19 protein-coding genes are annotated in these 17,782 nt (G+C 74.5%); 6 read left to right on the top strand and 13 right to left on the bottom strand.

Features of this window, described 5'->3' with window-relative positions; genetic code table 11:
• Positions 1–118: 118 nt before the first annotated feature.
• On the bottom strand, positions 119–634 hold the full coding sequence (locus amrb99_RS14845) for a cysteine dioxygenase family protein (protein WP_190856533.1): 516 nt from the start codon (positions 632–634) through the stop codon (positions 119–121).
• A 304-nt stretch (positions 635–938) separates the two neighbouring features.
• Between amrb99_RS14845 and amrb99_RS14840 the strand changes: the two genes are divergently transcribed.
• Entirely contained in the window at positions 939–2,186 is a 1,248-nt protein-coding gene (locus amrb99_RS14840; protein ID WP_190856532.1) for a sensor histidine kinase, read from the top strand.
• 22 nt (positions 2,187–2,208) lie between these two features.
• Positions 2,209–2,889 (top strand): response regulator, encoded by a 681-nt coding sequence (locus amrb99_RS14835; protein WP_190856531.1) that lies wholly within the window; start codon positions 2,209–2,211, stop codon positions 2,887–2,889.
• Between the two features lie 32 nt (positions 2,890–2,921).
• On the opposite strand, the gene amrb99_RS14830 is transcribed toward amrb99_RS14835, so the two are convergent.
• Together amrb99_RS14830 and amrb99_RS14825 are read right to left on the bottom strand one after the other, a co-directional pair.
• Positions 2,922–3,878, bottom strand: coding sequence for an NADPH:quinone oxidoreductase family protein (locus amrb99_RS14830; protein WP_190856530.1), 957 nt, complete (start codon positions 3,876–3,878; stop codon positions 2,922–2,924).
• Positions 3,879–3,925: 47 nt separating this feature from the next.
• Entirely contained in the window at positions 3,926–4,672 is a 747-nt protein-coding gene (locus amrb99_RS14825; protein WP_190856529.1) for an SDR family NAD(P)-dependent oxidoreductase, read from the bottom strand.
• A 45-nt stretch (positions 4,673–4,717) separates the two neighbouring features.
• On the opposite strand from amrb99_RS14825, the gene amrb99_RS14820 reads away from it, so the two are divergent.
• Both amrb99_RS14820 and amrb99_RS14815 read left to right on the top strand, forming a co-directional pair.
• Complete coding sequence (locus amrb99_RS14820) at positions 4,718–5,941, top strand: acyl-CoA dehydrogenase family protein (protein WP_190856528.1); 1,224 nt, start codon at positions 4,718–4,720, stop codon at positions 5,939–5,941.
• On the top strand, positions 5,938–6,723 hold the full coding sequence (locus amrb99_RS14815; protein WP_241755565.1) for a TetR/AcrR family transcriptional regulator: 786 nt from the start codon (positions 5,938–5,940) through the stop codon (positions 6,721–6,723). The genes amrb99_RS14820 and amrb99_RS14815 overlap by 4 nt, the downstream gene beginning before the upstream one ends.
• Before the next feature lie 59 nt (positions 6,724–6,782).
• On the opposite strand, the gene amrb99_RS14810 is transcribed toward amrb99_RS14815, so the two are convergent.
• Positions 6,783–7,823 (bottom strand): ROK family transcriptional regulator, encoded by a 1,041-nt coding sequence (locus amrb99_RS14810; protein WP_347256679.1) that lies wholly within the window; start codon positions 7,821–7,823, stop codon positions 6,783–6,785.
• Between the two features lie 73 nt (positions 7,824–7,896).
• Here amrb99_RS14810 and amrb99_RS14805 point away from each other — a divergent pair, with 73 nt between their 5' ends.
• Positions 7,897–9,075: an MFS transporter gene (locus amrb99_RS14805; protein ID WP_206699943.1), complete on the top strand. Its 1,179-nt coding sequence runs from the start codon at positions 7,897–7,899 to the stop codon at positions 9,073–9,075.
• Here amrb99_RS14805 and amrb99_RS14800 read toward each other — a convergent pair.
• Positions 9,064–9,900 carry a helix-turn-helix transcriptional regulator gene (locus tag amrb99_RS14800; RefSeq protein WP_190856525.1) on the bottom strand — a complete coding sequence of 279 codons (837 nt, stop codon included), beginning with the start codon at positions 9,898–9,900 and terminating at the stop codon, positions 9,064–9,066. The genes amrb99_RS14805 and amrb99_RS14800 overlap by 12 nt on opposite strands.
• Before the next feature lie 95 nt (positions 9,901–9,995).
• Here amrb99_RS14800 and amrb99_RS14795 point away from each other — a divergent pair, with 95 nt between their 5' ends.
• On the top strand, positions 9,996–10,841 hold the full coding sequence (locus tag amrb99_RS14795) for an SDR family NAD(P)-dependent oxidoreductase (RefSeq protein WP_190856524.1): 846 nt from the start codon (positions 9,996–9,998) through the stop codon (positions 10,839–10,841).
• A 60-nt stretch (positions 10,842–10,901) separates the two neighbouring features.
• Here amrb99_RS14795 and amrb99_RS14790 read toward each other — a convergent pair whose 3' ends face one another.
• The 8 genes from amrb99_RS14790 to amrb99_RS14755 all read right to left on the bottom strand — a co-directional run bounded on the left by amrb99_RS14790 (position 10,902) and on the right by amrb99_RS14755 (position 17,747).
• A complete protein-coding gene (locus amrb99_RS14790; RefSeq protein WP_067639228.1) occupies positions 10,902–11,105 on the bottom strand; it encodes a cold-shock protein in 204 nt (67 codons plus the stop codon).
• Between the two features lie 236 nt (positions 11,106–11,341).
• Positions 11,342–12,610 carry a kynureninase gene (gene kynU / locus amrb99_RS14785; RefSeq protein WP_190856523.1) on the bottom strand — a complete coding sequence of 423 codons (1,269 nt, stop codon included), beginning with the start codon at positions 12,608–12,610 and terminating at the stop codon, positions 11,342–11,344.
• Entirely contained in the window at positions 12,607–13,713 is a 1,107-nt protein-coding gene (locus amrb99_RS14780) for an amidohydrolase family protein (protein WP_190856522.1), read from the bottom strand. The genes kynU and amrb99_RS14780 overlap by 4 nt, the downstream gene beginning before the upstream one ends.
• Before the next feature lie 25 nt (positions 13,714–13,738).
• The gene (locus amrb99_RS14775; protein ID WP_190856521.1) at positions 13,739–14,311 is read right to left on the bottom strand and encodes a 3-hydroxyanthranilate 3,4-dioxygenase; all 573 of its coding nucleotides are present in this window, start codon (positions 14,309–14,311) and stop codon (positions 13,739–13,741) included.
• Positions 14,308–14,742 (bottom strand): Rid family hydrolase, encoded by a 435-nt coding sequence (locus amrb99_RS14770; RefSeq protein ID WP_190856520.1) that lies wholly within the window; start codon positions 14,740–14,742, stop codon positions 14,308–14,310. Before amrb99_RS14770 ends, amrb99_RS14775 begins: the two co-directional genes overlap by 4 nt.
• On the bottom strand, positions 14,739–15,485 hold the full coding sequence (locus amrb99_RS14765) for a fumarylacetoacetate hydrolase family protein (protein WP_190856519.1): 747 nt from the start codon (positions 15,483–15,485) through the stop codon (positions 14,739–14,741). Before amrb99_RS14765 ends, amrb99_RS14770 begins: the two co-directional genes overlap by 4 nt.
• Positions 15,485–16,300, bottom strand: a complete 816-nt coding sequence (locus tag amrb99_RS14760) for a fumarylacetoacetate hydrolase family protein (RefSeq protein WP_190856518.1) — start codon at positions 16,298–16,300, stop codon at positions 15,485–15,487. The genes amrb99_RS14765 and amrb99_RS14760 overlap by 1 nt, the downstream gene beginning before the upstream one ends.
• Positions 16,301–16,310: 10 nt before the next feature.
• Entirely contained in the window at positions 16,311–17,747 is a 1,437-nt protein-coding gene (locus amrb99_RS14755; RefSeq protein ID WP_190856517.1) for a 2-hydroxymuconic semialdehyde dehydrogenase, read from the bottom strand.
• Positions 17,748–17,782 lie beyond the last annotated feature (35 nt).

Below are 17,782 nucleotides of genomic sequence, written 5' to 3'. Positions count from 1 at the left end.
AAAAGACCTTATGCGGCTGCGTTGCCCGTGCCCCACCCGCGAATGGCGGTTCCGCGACCGTGCCCTGGGACGGAGTTGGGCCGCGTTCCCGGAACGCGCTCCTTGGCGGGCCCCCGCGTCACCAGTCCTCGGCGGACTCGGCGGTGAGGCGGACGAGTTCGCCGCCCGCGTCCAGGTCGTAGCGGCGCATGGTCGACAGCGGCGGCGAGTACACGTGCACGCTGACCGCGGGCGCGTCCGAGGTGTTGCGGACGTCGTGGACGTAGTCGGGTCCGAACGAGCGCACCTGCCCGGCGCCGACCTCGCGCCGGTCGTGCACGCGGTGCTCCTCGAGCGTGCCGAGGGCGACGGCGAAGGCGCCGGCGGAGCCGCCGTGGTCGTGGAAGCCGGTGGCCTGGCCGGGCAGCCAGCTGATCAGCCAGATCTCGTGGTCGGCGTCCTGGTGGAGGCGCTCGTACCAGCGGCCCTGCGGGTCGAGCCGGACCCGGTGGACCCACTCCTCCGGGTGGTCGGCCAGCGCGCGGGCGCGCTCGGCGAGCCGCGCCGGCGCGAACGGCGCACCCGCCTCCTGCGGTGCGGTCTGCGCGGGCGTGCCGGACTCGGGCGCGCCGGACTCGGTGGCGGTGACGGTCATCTGTCGCTCTCCTCGGCTGTGCTGTGGAACGTGCGGGAACGCGGCCGCGAGCGGGTGTCCGCTAGCGGAGCGTCCGGCGACACAGCGCGCTGGCCTGGAGGCGCAGATCGACGTGCAGGCGTTCGTGCAGTGCGGCGGAGATCGTCACACCACGAGGATGGGCCACAATCCCTATAAAGTCAATCGGGAAAGGCTGGAAGACGCCGCCCCGGCTCTGGGCAGCGGTGATACCAGCGGGGGCGGCCCGATCTCCCTCCCCGGAGGCAGGCGGGCGCGGCGCCGGGCGCTCTAGGCTCGCAGCGAGATGAACGAACCACACCGCCCCGGCGCCGGCGCGCGGCCCCGGCTGCTCGCCGGGGTCGCCTCCGCCGTCGTGCCCGGCCACGACGACCCCGCCGTCCCCCTGCTCCCCGGCCGGCTCCTGCTGCGCGCGCCGATCCTCGCCGTCCTGCTCGCCATGACGATCGGCTTCACGGCCGGGTCCATCGCGATCTCCATCTCGGCGTACCACGTGGACGCCGAGGCGGCCTGGCCGCTCGGGGTGCTGATGGCGACCCCGCTGATCTTCGCGGCCCGCTGGCCGCTCGCCGCCTGGCGCATCGCGGCCATCGGGCTGCTGGCCACCGTGTTCGTCCGGCACGGCACCGGCTTCATGCCGTGGCCGGTCACCGCGATCCTCGCGCTGGTCGTCATCCTGTTCTTCGCCGGGATCGGCTGCGACCGGCAGACGACCGTCGGGGTCGGCGCGGTGACGATCGTCGCGGTGCTGCTGCCCGCCGTGCTGTTCGGCATGCCGGGCTGGTTCGGCATCATCCTCGCCGGGATCACCGCGCTCGCCCTGACCTTCGGCGACGCGGTCGGCGGGCGCAGGTCCGCGGAGGAGGAGCTGCGCCGCCGCGAGGAGCAGCACCGGCAGGACCTGGCCCGGCAGGCGGTGCTGGAGGAGCGCGCCCGCATCGCCCGCGAGCTGCACGACGTCGTCGCCCACCACATGTCGGTGATCGCCATGCAGGCCGAGGCCGCCCCGTTCAAGATCCCCGACCTGCCGGACGCCGCCCGCGAGACGTTCGGGGTCGTGCGGGACGCGGCCCGCGAGGCGCTCACCGAGACCCGCCGCGTGGTCGGGCTGCTGCGCTCGGACGACGAGGGCGCCGAGCGCGCCCCGAGCCCGGGCCTGGACCGGCTCGACGAGCTGGCCGCGGCGGCCCGCAACTCCGGGCTGTCGGTCGCCACCGTGGTCGTCGGCATGCCGCGCCAGCTGGACGCCGGGGTCGACCTGTCGGCCTTCCGGATCGTCCAGGAGTCGCTCAGCAACGCGGCCCGGTACGCGCCGGGCTCGCGCGTCCACGTGGAGATCAAGTACGGCCCCGAGGCGCTCGCGGTGACCGTCGACGACGACGGCCCGCGCGGGGTCCCGGACGGGTCGCAGGGCGGCGGGCACGGCCTGGTCGGGATGCGCGAGCGCGTCACCATGCTCGGCGGGACGCTGTCGGCCGGCCCGCGCCCGCCCGCCGGCTGGACGGTCGCGGCCGAGCTGCCGTACGGGGACTGATCGTTCCCCGTAGGGTGGCGTCGTGACGATTCGGGTGCTGATCGCCGACGACCAGGTGATGATCCGCGACGGGCTCGCGGCGCTGCTGTCCTCCGATCCGGAGATCGAGGTGATCGGGCAGGCGGGGAACGGGCGCGAGGCCGTGGACATGGCCCGCGCGCTGGATCCGGACGTCGTGGTGATGGACATCCGGATGCCGGAGATGGACGGCCTGGCCGCGACCGCCGAGCTGATCGGCGCGCCCGCCGGGACCGACGGCGGGGACCCCGCCGACGTGCGGCCGAAGGTCCTGGTGCTCACCACGTTCGACCTGGACGAGTACGTCTACGAGGCGCTCGGCGCGGGGGCCAGCGGGTTCCTGCTGAAGGACGCCTCGGCGGCCGATCTGGTGACCGGGGTGCGGGTGGTGGCGGCGGGCGACGCGCTGCTCGCGCCGTCGATCACGCGGCGGCTGATCGGCGACTTCGCGCGCCGGCGCCGCCACCAGCGGCCGAGCCCGACGGCGACGGCGGGGCTCACCCCGCGCGAGATGGACGTGCTGCGGCTCATCGCGCGGGGCCTGTCCAACGCCGAGATCGCCGCCGAGCTGGTGCTCGCCGAGCAGACGATCAAGACGCACGTCGGGCACGTGCTGACCAAGCTGGCGCTGCGGGACCGGACCCAGGCCGTGGTGTTCGCCTACGAGAACGGCCTCGTCGGCTAGCGCGGCCGTTCCGGGTCCGGTCCCGGCGGGGCTCAGCGGGACGGGTCGAGGACGAGCTTGCCGGTGGTGCGGCGGGCGCGCAGGTCCTCGTGGGCGCGGCGGACCTCCGACAGGCCGTACTCGCCGCCGCCGACCACGCGCAGCCGTCCGTCGGCGGCCAGGCCGAACAGCTCGTCCAGTGCGGCGCGCATGACGTCGCCGGGCAGCTGGAAGACGTGCGCCAGCCACATGCCGGCGATCGTCGTGGAGTGCGACATCAGCGAGGCGGGCCGCACCGGCGACGGCTCCTTGCGGGAGGCCATGCCGTAGAAGGCGAGCCGGCCGAACGGCGCGAGCGCCTTCAGGCTCTGGTCGGTGACGGTGCCGCCGGTCATCTCCAGCACGGTGTCGACGCGGCGGCCGCCGTTGGCCTCGATGAGCGCGTCCTTCAGGTCGGGCTCGTTGGCGTCGATCGCGACGTCCGCGCCGAGCTCCAGGGCGAGGTCGCGCTTGTCCTTGGACGAGGCGGTCGCGATGACGCGCCCGGCGCCCCAGGCCTTGGCGAGCTGGACGGCGAGGGTGCCGACTCCGCCGGCGGCGGCGTGCACGACGACCGACTCCCCCGGCGCCAGGTGCACGCTGCGCCGCAGCAGCACCCACGCCGACGCCCCCTGCACGATCATGCCGAGCGCGGTGACGTCGTCGACGGCGTCCGGGACGTCCCAGGCCAGCGCCTCGGGCGCGACGGCCTTCTCGGCGTACCCGCCGGTGCCGACGAGCGCGACGACGCGGCGGCCGTCCGGGGTGGTGCCGACGACCTCGCCGCCCGGCACCATCGGCAGCGTCGACTCCGACAGGTAGCTGTTCTCGGCCTGGTGGGTGTCGGCGTAGTTGATGCCGGCCCGGGAGACGTCGACGAGCAGGTGCCCGGGCCCGGCGACCGGGTCGGGCAGCTCGGTGACGGTCAGCACCTCGGGACCGCCGAACTCGGTGATCTGGATCGCGCGCATGACTCTCCTGTTCGGTGCGTGGGCGCCTTCGTGCGGGGCGGGCGGGCTCAGCGCGGGCCCGGGACGCCGCGGAACTTGAACGGCTCGGACGGGCGGCCCGGGACGACGTACCACGCCTCGCCGGCGCCGTCGGCCTCCAGGATCCGCATGAACGCCTCGACGACGTCGTCCACCTGGAGGATCGGGAACCCGCTCTCCTGGAGCCGCCCCTTCATCTCGCCGAGGATCGCGGTGTCGGCGAACGACGGGCACAGCGCGTTCACCCGGATGCCCTCGGGCAGGTAGGTGGGGCCGAGCGCGCGGACGAGGCCGACGACCGCGGCCTTGTTCGCGCCGTAGACGGGGTCGAAGGGCGTCGCGGTGAGCGCGGCCATGCTGGCGGTCGCGATGATGTTCCCGCCGCCGCGGGCGCGGATCGCGGGCAGCGCGGCGTGCACGCCGTAGACGACGCCGTCGAGGTTGATGCCCATGGCGCGGCGGTACACCGCGGGGTCGAAGTCCTCGCCGAGGTCGCCCCCGCCGGCGACGCCCGCGTTGAGGAACGCGACGTCCAGGCCGCCGAAGCGCTCGACGGCGGCGGCGACGGCGGCCTCGCTGTCGGCGGGCTCGCGGACGTCGCAGCGGACGAACGCGCCGTCGAGCTCCTTGGCGAGCGCGCCGCCGGCCTCGGCGTCGACGTCGGCGAGCACGACCCGGGCGCCCTCGCGGGCCAGCCGGCGCGCGACCGACGCGCCGATGCCGTTGGATCCGCCCGTGATCAGCGCGACCTTGCCCGTGCCGTCGAAGGCTGCCATGGGGACTCCCTCCCAAGTAACTGACTCGTCAGTTACTCTAGCGGAATGGACTTCGGTTTGAGCGAGCGGGCCCAGGAGCACCTCGGCCGCCTCCAGGAATTCATGGACTCCCACGTCTACCCCGCGGAGCCGGTGTACGCGGCCCAGCGGGCGGAGCTGCGCGAGCAGGGCCGCGAGCACCACGTCCCGCAGGTCGTCGAGGACCTCAAGGTCGAGGCCCGCAAGCGCGGCCTGTGGAACCTGTTCCTACCCGACAGCGAGGACCCGGCGCACGGCCTGAGCGTCACCGACTACGCCTCGCTCGCCGAGGTGACGGGCCGCTCCCCCAGCCTCGCGCCCGAGGCGACCAACTGCGCGGCGCCCGACACCGGCAACATGGAGGTCCTGCACCTGTTCGGCACGCCCGAGCAGAAGGAGCGCTGGCTGAGGCCGCTGCTGGACGGCGAGATCCGCAGCGCGTTCGCGATGACGGAGCCGGACGTGGCGAGCTCGGACGCCACCAACATCTCCACCCGCATCGAGCGCGACGGCGACCACTACGTGATCAACGGCCGCAAGTGGTGGATCAGCGGCACCGCCGACCCGCGCTGCAAGATCATGATCGTGATGGGCAAGACCGACCCGGAGGGCCACCCGTACCGGCAGCAGTCGATGGTGCTGGTGCCGATCGACGCCCCGGGCGTCGAGGTCGTCCGGCCGCTGCCCGTGTTCGGCTACCAGGACCAGCACGGCCACTGCGAGATCACCTTCACCGACGTCCGCGTCCCGGTGGAGAACCTCGTCGGCGAGGAGGGCGGCGGCTTCGCGATCGCGCAGGCGCGCCTCGGGCCCGGCCGCATCCACCACTGCATGCGCGCGATCGGGATGGCCGAGCGGGCGCTGGAGCTGATGTGCGAGCGGGCGGCGTCCCGCGTGGCGTTCGGCGGGCCGCTCGCCAAGCAGGGCGTGGTGCGCCAGCAGATCGCCGAGTCGCGGATGGCGATCGAGCAGGCCCGGCTGCTCACGCTGAAGACCGCGTGGCTGATCGACAAGCAGGGCGTGCAGGCCGCGCGGTCCGAGGTCGCGGCGATCAAGGTGATCGCGCCGCGGGTCGCGCTGGAGGTCGTCGACCGGGCGATCCAGGTGCACGGCGGCGCCGGCGTCAGCGACGACACCCCGCTCGCCGCCATGTGGGCGGGCCTGCGCACGCTGCGCCTCGCCGACGGGCCCGACGAGGTCCACGTGCGCTCGGTCGCGCGCGCCGAACTGGGCAAGTACCTCGGGAAATGACCGGAGGCACGGGGGACGCGGGAACGCACGGGACGGTGCCCGCCGGCATGGAACCGGCGGGCACCGAGCCTGCGGAAACCGGGCCGGCGGGCGCGGAGCCGGCCGGTACGCGGCCGGCGGACACCGGGACCGCGGGAACGGGGCCGGTCGTGCGGCGGCGGATGCCGTACGCCCGGCGGCGTGAGCAGCTGCTCCAGGTGGCGCTGGCCGAGTTCGGCCGGCGCGGCTACCACCTCACGCAGATGGAGCACGTCGCCGCGGCGGCGCAGGTGTCCAAGGCGCTGCTGTACCAGCACTTCGTGTCCAAGGAGGAGCTGTTCGCCGAGGTCACGGAGGCGATCGTCGGCGAGCTGACGGCGCGGCTCAACGAGGCGGTGCCCGCCGCGCACGGCACGGCGGGCGGCATCCGGGCGATGATCCGGGTGCTGTTCGACTACGCCACCGAGGAGCCGGACGCGTGGTCGCTGGTGGTCCGGCACCTGGACAAGCCGGAGGTCGGGCTGGAGCTGCGGGAGCTGCGCGACCGGCTCGGCACCGCGTTCGCCGACCTGCTGCTGCGCCGCCGCCGCGCCGACCCGAAGCTGTCGCCGGCCGCCCTCGCGGTGAACGAGCGGCGGGCGCGGCTGCTCGTCCCGCTGATGTACGGGTCGATGCTGTCGATGGTGTCGTGGTGGCTGGAGCATCCCGACACGCCGCGCGAGCGCGCCGAGCAGATGGCGCTGGAGTTCATCTGGCTCGGCCTGGACCGGCTGCGCACCGGCGAGCGGCTGCCCCGGGAGTGACGGCCGGACCGCGGCGGTAGGCCGGGGCCCGCGGCGGCGGCACGGACGCGGGCGGGCGGTCAGCCCGCGGCGACCGGGCGGCCGAAGACGTCGTCGCGGGCGAGGTCCAGCGCGGTGAGGACGGCGCCGCGCAGCACCGCGTCCCCCTCGGGCACGGCGGCCGGGCGCACCACCGTGGCGGCCGGGCTCAGCTCGGCGAGCCGGTCCGCGACCAGCCCGGCGAGGCGGTCGCCGCCGCCGCGCCCGAGCGCGCCGCCGAGCACGACGAGGCCGGGGTCCAGGACCGCGACGAGGGCGAACACGCCTTCGGTGACCCGGTCCGCGAGCGCCTCGGTGTCCAGGTGCCCGGCGGACGCGACCTCGACCGCGTGGCAGAGGTCGCTGCCGCCGAAGCGCAGCATCCCCACCTCGCCCGCGCCGCCGGACGCGCCGCGCCGCAGCCGCCCGTCCAGCACGATCGCGGCGCCGACGCCGTCGTCCAGCCACAGCAGCGCGAAGTCGTCGTGGCCGGCGGCCGCGCCGTCGCGGTGCTCGGCGACGGCCGCGAGGTTGACCTCGTTCTCCACGACGACGCGCGCGGACGTCCGGTCCTGAAGGGCCCGGCGCAGGTCGGGGCGCCAGCCGGGCATGTCGCCGTCGGTCACCAGGCCGGTGCCCGGATGGATCAGGCCGGGGGTGCCGACGACGACGGCGTGCAGGGCGGTGCCTCCGGCGGCCTCGGCGACCGCCTCCGAGATCAGGCCGGGCAGGTCCGGGGCGTCGGGCAGCGGACGCGACGACGAGCCGGCCGGGTTCTCGGCGAGGTCCGCGACGGTGACGTGCACGGCGTCGCGCCGCAGGTCGACACCGGCGACGTGGGCGCGGCCGGCGACCAGGCCGTAGAGCCGGGCGTTCGGCCCGCGCCGGTCGGCGCCGGTCTCCCCGGCCACCTCGATCAGCCCGTCCGCGCGGAGCCGCTCGACCAGGTCGGAGACCGTCGGCCGGGACAGCCCGGTCAGCGCGCGCAGCTGCGGGGCGGTCAGCGGGCCGCGTTCCAGCAGCAGGTCGAGCGCGAGCCGGTCGTTGATCGCGCGGGCCATCGTCGGGTCGGCGGTCTTCACGAGCCCCATGGTAGTGAGCGGGGCCGCCCGTGGCCGCTTTTCATCAGGAAGGCTGCCTGTTAGTTTATCGGGCATGAGCCGTCCCCATCGCGCCATCGCCGCCGTCTTCGCCGTGCACGGCGCCGTCGCGGGCACCCTGGCGACCCGCATCCCCTGGATCCAGGACCGCCTCGGCCTCGGCGCCACCGTCCTCGGGCTCGCCCTGCTCTGCCCGTCCATCGGCGCGTTCGTGACGATGCCGACCGCGAGCCGGATCGCGCACCGCATCGGGGAGCGCACCGCCACCCGGCTGCTGATCGCGTACTGGGCGGCGGTCCTCGCGCTGCCCGCCCTGTCGCCCGCGCCCGGCTGGCTGTTCGCCGCGATGCTCCTGTACGGCATGGGCGCCGGCATGTCGGACGTGGTGATGAACGGGCACGCCGTGTCGGTGGAGCGGCACCTGAAGAAGCCGATCATGTCGGGGCTGCACGGGCTGTGGGCCGTCGGGAGCCTCGCCGCGGGCGGCGCCGGCATCCTCGCCGCGCACGCCGGAGTGGACGCCCGGATCCACCTCGGGGCGGTCGCGCTCGTCCTGCTCGCCGCGGGCGCCGCGGCGGGCCGCGGCCTCCTGCCCGACCGGGCGGGCGCGGCGGACGCCCCGGCGCCGCGCCGGTTCGCGCTGCCGAACCGGGCGGTCGCGGCGATCGGCGTCGTCGGGTTCTGCGCGACGTTCGCCGAGGGCGCGAGCGCCGACTGGTCGGCCGTCTACCTCACCAAGGTCGCCGGCGCCGGCCCCGGGCTCGCCGCCGCCAGCTTCACGGTCTTCATGTCGTGCATGGCCGGGACGCGGCTCGCCGGCGACCGCCTCGTCCGCCGGTTCGGCCCCGCCGCGGTCGTCCGCTGCGGCGGGTCCGTCGCGGTGCTCGGCGGCGTCCTGGTGGTGGCGGCGCGGGACGCGGTGCCGGGCATCGCCGGATTCGCGCTGATCGGCGCGGGCGTCGCGACCGTCGTGCCGCTGGTGTTCGCGGCGGCCGGTAACGCCGGGAACACGCCGGGCGAGGGCGTCGCGGGCGTCGCGACGATCACCTACCTGTCCGGGCTGACCGCGCCGGCGGTGACCGGCTGGGCGGCGGGCGCGCTGTCCTACCCGGCCGCGTTCGCGCTGATCACCTGCATCTGCGCGCCGACGGTCCTGCTGGCCGGCGCGCTGCGTCCGCGTCCCGCCCGGCTGCCCGAGTCCGCCGCGCCGCCCGTCCGGGAGCTACGCGCGTGAGAGGCGGGCGAGGGCCTCGGCGGCCGGCGACCCGGGCGTCGCGTAGTGCACCAGGACGCTCTGGTCCGGGTCGTTCTCGACGTTGATCTTCATGTAGCGGAGCGTGATCTCGCCGAGGTCCGGGTGCCGGAACCGCCGCTCGGACGGGGTGAACGGCGTGATGTCGTGCGACTCCCAGAACGCGCGGAACCGCGGGCTGGTCGCGGTCAGCCGCGCCACGAGCCGCTCGAAGCCGGGATTGCCGACCTGCCGCCCGGCCTCGTTGCGCAGCAGCGCCGTCAGCCAGCGGGCCTCGGCCTCCCAGTCGACGAACCGCTCGCGCATCCAGGCGCTGTGGAACATCAGCCAGACGACGTTGAGGTCCTCGCCGGACGGCCGCTCGGGCATGCTGCGCAGCAGCGCGTCCAGCGGGGCGTTCCAGGCCACGAGGTCGAAGCGGCGCGTCACCACGTGGGCGAGGTTCGGCTCGACCATCGCCAGCAGGTCGCGGACCTCGCGGGTCACCGTCGCCGGGCCCGGCGGCTCGGCGGCGGGCTCGCCGGCCAGCTCCAGCAGGTGCCGGTGCTCGGCGTCGCCGAGCCGCAGCGCCCGGGCGAGGCTGTCGAGGACCTGCCGCGACACCCCGTTGACGCGGCCCTGCTCCAGCCACGTGTACCAGGTGAGGCTGACGCCGGCGGCGGCCGCGACCTCCTCGCGCCGCAGCCCGGGCGTCCGGCGCCGCGGTCCGGGCACGATGCCCGCCTCGTGCGGCGTCACCCGGCCGCGCCGGGACCGCAAGAAGTCGCCGAGTTCCCGGCGGCGTGCGTCGGCGGTCGGTGCGGGCACGACCGGTCACCTCGCTTCGTGTATGCCTGTTAGCCGCGTTAATAGCGTTAACAGTAGTCTTGTCCGGCTCGGCCGGGGGGCCCAGCATCGGCTCCATGAGCACTCGAACCGTACTGATCACCGGGGCGGCCGGCGGCGTCGGCGGCGCGGCCGTCCGCAGGCTCGCCGGGCTCGGCTGGGACGTGTACGCCGGGATCCGGCGGCCGTCCGACGCCGGCCGGCTGCCCGCCGGGGTCCACGCCCTGACCATCGACCTGATCGACGAGGAGACCGTCGAGGCCGCCGCCAAGGAGATCGCCGCCCGCACCGGCGGGCGGCTGGACGCGCTGGTCAACAACGCCGGCGTCATCGTCGAGGGACCGGTCGAGCTGGTGCCGCTGGAGGACTGGCGGCGGCAGTTCGACGTCAACGTGGTCGGCCAGGTCGCGATGGCCCAGGCGGTGCTGCCGATGCTGCGCGCCGCGAAGGGGCGGGTCGTCAACGTGGGCGCCGTGAGCTCCCGGATGAGCGGGCCCGCGTTCGGGCCGATCGCGGCGTCGAAGGCGGCGCTGGCGTCGGTCACCGAGGCGCTGCGGGTGGAGATGCGCCCGCTGGGGGTGAAGGTCAGCGTGATCGAGCCCGGCCTGCTGGACACCGAGATCTTCGACAAGTCCGGCGCCTCTCGGCGGGCGACCGGCTGGCGCGGCGACGCAGACGCCCAGCGCATCTACGAGGGCGTCACCGCGAAGATGGCCGAGTTCGGCGCCCGCGCGAAACCGGGGCCGGTCGACTCGGCCGTGAAGGCGATCGTCAAGGCGCTGACGGCGCGCCGCCCGAAGGCGCGCTACCTGGTCGGCCGCGACGCCCGCATGATGGCGACCCTTGCCCGGCTCCCCGACCACACAAGGGACCGGCTGCTCCTCCGCACGGTCGGCATCAACGCCGCGACCTACCGCGCCTAGGCATGCGAAAGGCCGGGGACGCCGTGCGTCCCCGGCCTGTTCACGCGTTGAGCGCGGGCCTTAGAGCGGGTAGACGCCCTCGGCCTGCGGGCCCTTCTGGCCCTGGGTGATCTCGAAGCCGACGCGCTGGTTCTCGTCGAGGCTGCGGTAGCCGTTCGTGGTGATCGCCGAGTAGTGGACGAACACGTCCGGGCCGCCGCCGTCGGGGGCGATGAACCCGAAGCCCTTTTCGGCGTTGAACCACTTCACGGTGCCTTCGGCCATGGTCTTTCTCCTCTGGGTGTGACCACCGGGCCGCCGGGCGGCGGACCGGGCTGCAAGCGGACTCATCTCACGTCCGCCGGTCACCCGGAGAAACGGAGAACGCCCGTCGTCTTGAACTTCTACGGGCGTTTCGTAGAGCAAACGTTCGAGACTGCCTGACTGGCCGCCGCACCTGGCCGGTCGCGGCGACAGGATCGAACCTACCCCATACGGGGCCGCCCCGAACCCCGACACACCTAAGTCAGATCATCCAGTGCCACGGCCGCGCGATGGCAGTCGTGGAACGTGCAGTAGAGCGGGACGGGCGCGAACCGCACGACGTCCGGTTCGCGGGCGTCGGCGACCACGCCGTGGCCCCGCGCGAGCCGCCGGACCAGCCCCCCGGCGTCGGCCACCCGCAGCGACAGCTGGCTGCCGCGCGCCGCCGGGTCGTCCGGGGTGATCACCTGGACGCCGCGCAGCGGGGCGAGCCGCGCCGCGAGGTAGCCGGTGAGCCGCTCGCTGCGGGCGCGCAGCGCGTCCATCCCGACCCGGTCGAAGATCTCCAGGGAGGCCAGCACCGGCGCCAGCGCGAGGATCGGCGGGTTGGACAGCTGCCAGGCGTCGGCGGACGCGGGCGGCGCGATGTCGGGGTCCATCCGGAACCGGACGGACGGCTCGGTCCCCCACCAGCCCGACAGCTTCGGCACCGACGGGTCGGCGACGTGCCGCTCGTGGACGAAGCAGCCGGCGACCGCGCCGGGCCCGCTGTTGAGGTACTTGTAGGTGCACCAGGCGGCGAAGTCGACGTCCCAGTCGTGCAGCCGCAGCGGGACGTTCCCGGCGGCGTGCGCCAGGTCCCAGCCGACGACGGCGCCGGCGGCGCGGCCCGCCTTGGTGATCGCGGCCATGTCCATGAGCTGGCCGGTCAGGTAGTTGACGCCGCCGAGCATCAGCAGCGCGACCGTGCCGCCCTCGCGCTCGAGGAACGCCAGGACGTCCTCGGTGCGCAGGGTGTCCTCGCCGGGCCGGGGGGTCAGCCGCACGACGGTGTCCGCCGGGTCGAGGCCGTGGTGGACCGCCTGGCTAGCGACCGCGTACGAGTCGGAGGGGAACGCCGAGTCCTCGATGACGATGCGGGTGCGCGCCCCGGACGGCCGGTAGAAGCTCGCCATCATCAGGTGGAGGTTGACCGTCAGCGAGTTCATCGCGACGACCTCGTGCGGCAGGGCGCCGACGAGGCGGGCGGCGGGCTCGCGGAGCAGCTCGTGGTAGTCGACCCACGGGCGGCGCGCCTGGGTGTGGCCCTCGACGGCGAGCCGGGCCCAGTCGTCGAGCTCCTCGCGCAGGCGGCCCGCGACGGCCTTCGGCTGGAGGCCGAGCGAGTTTCCGGCGAAGTACGCCGCCTCCGGGTACGCGCCGCCGGGCGCGGGCGGGACGAGGAACTCCTCGCGCAGCGAGGGCACCGGGTCGGTCTCGTCGAGCCGGAGCGCCTCGCGCTCCGCGGCCTCCTGTGCGGCGCTCACGACGCGCTCCCGGTGACGGCGGTGCCGGTGACGTCGGTACTGCCGACGTCCGTACTGCCGACTTCCACGGCCTCGGCGGAAGGGGCGGGAACGGCGGCCTCCGCCGGGGCGGCGGTCGCGAAGAACGCCCGCGCGTTGCCGCCGAGCAGCTTTGCGCGGTCGGCGTCGTCGAGGCCGGGGCACTCGCGGATCGTCGCGCCGGGGTCCTGCTCCCCCAGCGGGAACGGGTAGTCGGTGCCGAGCATGACGCGCTCGGCGCCCATCACCTCGACCAGCAGCCGGAGCGCGCGCGGGTCGAACACCGCGGAGTCGACGAAGAACCGGTCGGTGTACTCCGACGGCGGGCGCGGCGAGTCGGCGCGGACGATGTCGCGCCGGTGCCAGGCGTTGTCGGCGCGGCCGAGCGTGAACGCGAAACTGCCGCCGCCGTGGCAGAAGCACAGCCGCAGCGACTCGGGGATCCGCTCGAAGGCGCCGGACAGCATCAGCGCGAGGATGCTCAGCTGCGTCTCGGCGGGCATGCCGGACAGCCACGGCAGCATGTGGCCCTGCATCCGGTCGGCGCCGAGCATGTCCCATGGATGCGCCAGCACGGGCAGGCCGATCCGGGCGCAGTGCGCGAGGAACTCGGTGATGCCGGGGTCGTCCAGGTTCCGGTCGCCGACGTGGTTGCCGATGTGCACGCCCCGGTGCCCGGCCGCCGCCGCCCGCGTCGCGACCTCGCAGGCCAGCGCCGGGTCCTGCAGCGGGACCTGGCACAGCGGCAGCAGCCGGTCCGGCGCGTCCGCGCAGTAGGCGAGGATGCGGTCGTTGACCAGGTCGCACCAGTCGGCGGCGCGGGACGGCTCGGCCGCGTACCCGAACATCAGCGGGGTGGACGAGACGGCCTGGACGTCGACGCCGGCGGCGTCCATGTCGGCCACCCGCCGCGCGGGGTCCCACAGCCCCTCCTCGACCGGGCGGTACTCCCGGTCGCCGCTCATCATCATGCCGGTGCCGTCGCCGTGGACGCGCAGCCACGGCTCGTCCCGGTCGGCGAGCGTGCGGCCCTCGGCGCGGCCGAGCCGGGGGAAGACATGGGCGTGGACGTCGATGACTGTCACTGGAGCTCCGTCGGACGGGAAGGGGTCAGGCGCGGGGCGCCGTCGTGGGGACCATGTGCGCGGGCCACTGCCGGCCCGGGTGGACGGCGCCGCAGTTCGGGCACTCGCGGTCGCCGCCGTAGAAGCCCTCGAAGGCGGGCGGCAGGTCGTCCACGATCGAGCGGACCTGCAGCTCGGCGCGGTGCACGAGGTGGTGGCACTCGGTGCAGTACCACTCGAAGGCCTCCTTGAGCCCCTCGGGCCGCGGGATCTCCACCACGAGGCCGATCGACCCCTCCTCGGGCCGCTGCGGGGAGTGCCGCACGTGCGGCGGCAGCAGGAACACGTCGCCCTCGTTGATCTGCAGGTCGGTGGGCGGCTTGCCCTCCTCCTCCATGACCCGCAGGACCATGTTGCCCTTGAGCTGGTAGAAGAACTCCTCGGTCGGGTCGTCGTGGAAGTCGGTGCGCTGGTTGGGGCCGCCGACCACCATCACGATCAGTCCGGCGTCGTCGAACACCTGGACGTTCCCGACCGGCGGCTTGAGCAGGTCGCGGTGCTCGTCGATCCACGCCTGGAAGTTGAACGGGCGTCCGAACGTCAGCTGCGGCAGGGTCATGCTCCGGCCTCCTCGCCGTTGCGTGGGATGTGGGCGATGCACGAGATCTCGATGAGCAGGTGCGGGTGGGGGAGCTGGTGGACCGCGACGGTGGTGCGGGCCGGTCCGGTCTCGTCGAAGTACTCGCCGTAGACCTCGTTGTAGCCGCCGAAGTCGTTCATGCTCACCAGGTAGGTGGTGACGCTGACGACGTCGGACAGCCCTCCCCCGGCGGCCTCCAGCAGGTCGGCGATGTTCTCGATGACGGCGCGGGTCTGCGCGCGGATGTCGAGGTCGGTGACGCCCATCGGGTCGGCGCTCGCGCCGGCGAACGTGCCGTCGGGCCGCCGCGAGCTGGTGCCGGACACGAACACGAAGTCGCCGGCCCGCTTCACGTGCGGGAACCGCCCGCGCGGTTTCGCCTTGCCCTCGACGAGGATCGCGTCGCTCACCGGGTCGTCACCTCCGCGCTGCCGAGGCCGGCGCCGGTGACGCGGACGTGCGCGTCCTTCGGCAGCGGGACGGCGGCCGTCGCGGCGCCCGCCAGCACCACCCAGCCGGGTTCGAGGGGGATTCCGGCGCCGAGCGCGAGCCGCGCGGCGGCGCGCAGCGACCGGGCCGGGTCGCCGAGGATCGCGGCGGACGACCCGGTCTGCACCGGCCGCCCGTCGATCTCCATCAGCAGCCCGACGTTGGCCAGGTCGCGCGGCTCGTGCCAGGCGCCGAACCCGTAGAGGGCGGCGGAGGCGTTGTCCGCGATCACGTCCGGGAGGGTGAACGTGAAGTCCTCGTAGCGCGAGTCGAGGATCTCGAACCCGACGGCGACGCCGGCCACGGCCGACTCGACCTCGGCGACGGAGCGGACCTCGCGGCCGATCAGGTACACGATCTCCGGCTCGATCCGCGGGTGGATGAGGCCCGACAGGTCCGCCGACGCCCCGGCCTGCATCCGGTCGGTGAGCAGGCCCCAGATGACGTCGTCGACGCCCATCTGGACCATCTTCGCGCGGCTGGTGAAGCCCATCTTGACGCCGGAGAGCCGCTCCCCGCGCCCGATCCGGTGCTCGATCAGCTCGCGCTGCACCGCGTACGCGGTCGGCACGTCGAACGGTGCGGCGTCGGTGAGCTTCGGGACCGCGCGGACGTCCCGGACGGCGCCGTCCAGCTTCGCGGCGAGCGCCTGCACGTCCACCATCAGGAGTCCTCCTTACCGAAGGCGACGCGGACGTCGCCGAGGCCGTCGATGCGGGCTTCGAACACGTCGCCGGGCGCGGCGGGCACGACCGGGCCGAGCGCGCCGGTCAGCACCGTGTCGCCGGCGCGCAGCGGCCGCCCGACGCGGACCAGCGTGTCGGCGAGCCACAGCGCGGCGTTCAGCGGATGGCCGAGGCACGCGGCGCCGGTGCCGCTGGACAGCTGCTCGCCGCGCCGCTCCAGCACCATGCCGCACAGCCGCAGGTCGGCGTCCTCCAGCCGGACGGGCCGGTTGCCGAGCGCGTACATGCCGGACGAGGCGTTGTCGGCGACGGTGTCGGCGAGCGTGATGTCCCAGTCGCGGATGCGGCTGCCGACGATCTCGATGGCCGGGAGCGCGAACGCGGTCGCGCGGATGAGGTCGGCGACGGTGTGCCGCTCGTGGGTCAGGTCGTGCTCCAGGACGAGCGCGACCTCCGCCTCGACGCGCGGCTGCAGGACGGCGCCGGCGGGGATCTCGTCGCCGTCCGGGACGGCCATGTCGGCGTACAGCATCCCGAAGTCGGGGCTGTCGACGCGCATCTGCTGCTGCACGGCGCGGGACGTCAGGCCGATCTTGCGGCCGGACAGCCGCCGCCCCTCCCCCAGCCACCTCTCGGTCATCCGGTCCTGGACGGCGTAGGCGTCGTCGGCCGTCGCGATGAGGTCGCGGACGGGCTCGCACGGGACACCGGAGGCGTGGGCGCCGAGCAGCCTCTCGGCCGCCGCGCCGATCGCCGCGGCGTCCGCCGTGTTCTCGTTGGTCGGTTCGGTCACTGGCTCGCTCTCAGATCTGGATGCACACGTTGACGGGCTCGGAGAAGAAGTCCAGTGAGTACTCTCCCCCTTCGCGGCCGATCCCGGACGCCTTGACGCCGCCGAAGGGGGTGCGGAGGTCGCGCAGGTTCCAGCAGTTCACCCACACGATGCCGGTCTCCACCTTCGGCGCGACGCGGTGCGCCCTGGACAGGTCGCGGGTCCACACGGTGGAGGCGAGGCCGTAGGGACTGTCGTTGGCGAGCCGGAGCGCCTCGTCCTCGGTGTCGAACGGCGCGACGTGGCAGACCGGCCCGAAGATCTCCTCGCGGACGGTGCGGGCCGTCTCGGGGAGCCCGGTGAGGACGGTGGGCTCGACGTGGAAGCCGCCGTCCCGGTCGTCGCCGAACGACGGCGCGCCGCCGCCCGCGACGACGGTGGCGCCCTCCTCGCGGGCGAGCCGGTAGTACGACAGGACCTTGTCGCGGTGCGCGGCGGAGATCATCGGCCCGTAGTCCGCGAGTTCCCGTGCGCGCGCGCCGAGCCGTTCGACGAACTCGTCGAAGACGGGGCGCTCGACGTAGACGCGCTCGGTGCACAGGCAGATCTGCCCGGAGTGGGTGAAGGACGAGCGGACCGTGCCCTCGACGGCGGCGTCGAGGTCGGCGTCGGCGAACACCAGCGCCGGGTTCTTGCCGCCGAGCTCGAACGAGACGGGCGTGACGTGGTCGGCGGCGTTGCGCATGATCGCCGAGCCGGTAGCGGACTCGCCGGTGAAGGCGATGGCGTCGACGCCCGGGTGCCCGGTGAGGAGCTCGCCGGCCGCGCCGGGGCCGTGCCCGTGCACCAGGTTGAACGCGCCGGACGGCAGCCCCGCCTGGTCGACGACCCGGGCGAGCAGCGTCGCGGTGGACGGCGTCTCCTCCGACGGCTTGACGACGACCGCGTTCCCGGCCGCGAGCGCCGGCGCGACCTTCCAGGTCATCAGCAGCAGCGGCAGGTTCCACGGCGAGATGATCGCGACGACGCCGAGCGGGCGCCGCACCGTGTAGTTCAGGGCCTGCCCGCCGCCGGCGCTCCAGCCGGGGACCTGCGTGGTGTAGGCGCGCTCGGGGCGCCCGTAGAGCAGGTCGGCGTAGGCGCGGAAGTTGCCGATGGCGCGGGGCACGTCGACCGTCTCGGCGAACGCGCGGGGGCGGCCGGTGTCGGCGACCTCGGCGTCCACGAACTCGGCGAACCGCGCCTCGATCCCGTCGGCGATGCGGCGCAGCGCCGCGGCCCGCTCCTCGGCGCCGCCGGCGCCCCAGGGGCCGCGCAGCGCCGCGCGGGCCGCCGCGACCGCGTCGTCGACGGCCTCGCGCGGCGCCTCCGGGACGGCACCGATCTCCGCGCCGTCCGCGGGCGAGATCAGCGGGAAGGCCGGTCCGTCCGAACGGAACACCCCGCCGACGTAGTGCTCAGCCTTCATTCCGCTCCTCCACGACGCGATCTGCCCTGACGTAC

It is taken from the genome of Actinomadura sp. RB99 (assembly GCF_014706005.1).
GTDB lineage: Bacteria > Actinomycetota > Actinomycetes > Streptosporangiales > Streptosporangiaceae > Spirillospora.
The sequence above is the reverse complement of the archived record's forward strand: the minus strand, read 5'-3'. Positions and strand labels throughout refer to the sequence as shown.

Bases quoted from the DNA above. Each gene is read 5' to 3' on its own strand.
- amrb99_RS14845 (WP_190856533.1), bottom strand. From the start codon at position 634: ATGACCGTCACCGCCACCGAGTCCGGCGCGCCCGAGTCCGGCACGCCC.
- amrb99_RS14840 (WP_190856532.1), top strand. From the start codon at position 939: ATGAACGAACCACACCGCCCCGGCGCCGGCGCGCGGCCCCGGCTGCTC.
- amrb99_RS14830 (WP_190856530.1), bottom strand. From the start codon at position 3,878: ATGCGCGCGATCCAGATCACCGAGTTCGGCGGTCCCGAGGTGCTGACC.
- amrb99_RS14825 (WP_190856529.1), bottom strand. From the start codon at position 4,672: ATGGCAGCCTTCGACGGCACGGGCAAGGTCGCGCTGATCACGGGCGGA.
- amrb99_RS14820 (WP_190856528.1), top strand. From the start codon at position 4,718: ATGGACTTCGGTTTGAGCGAGCGGGCCCAGGAGCACCTCGGCCGCCTC.
- amrb99_RS14815 (WP_241755565.1), top strand. From the start codon at position 5,938: ATGACCGGAGGCACGGGGGACGCGGGAACGCACGGGACGGTGCCCGCC.
- amrb99_RS14805 (WP_206699943.1), top strand. From the start codon at position 7,897: ATGAGCCGTCCCCATCGCGCCATCGCCGCCGTCTTCGCCGTGCACGGC.
- amrb99_RS14795 (WP_190856524.1), top strand. From the start codon at position 9,996: ATGAGCACTCGAACCGTACTGATCACCGGGGCGGCCGGCGGCGTCGGC.
- amrb99_RS14790 (WP_067639228.1), bottom strand. From the start codon at position 11,105: ATGGCCGAAGGCACCGTGAAGTGGTTCAACGCCGAAAAGGGCTTCGGG.
- amrb99_RS14775 (WP_190856521.1), bottom strand. From the start codon at position 14,311: ATGACCCTGCCGCAGCTGACGTTCGGACGCCCGTTCAACTTCCAGGCG.
- amrb99_RS14765 (WP_190856519.1), bottom strand. From the start codon at position 15,485: ATGGTGGACGTGCAGGCGCTCGCCGCGAAGCTGGACGGCGCCGTCCGG.
- amrb99_RS14755 (WP_190856517.1), bottom strand. From the start codon at position 17,747: ATGAAGGCTGAGCACTACGTCGGCGGGGTGTTCCGTTCGGACGGACCG.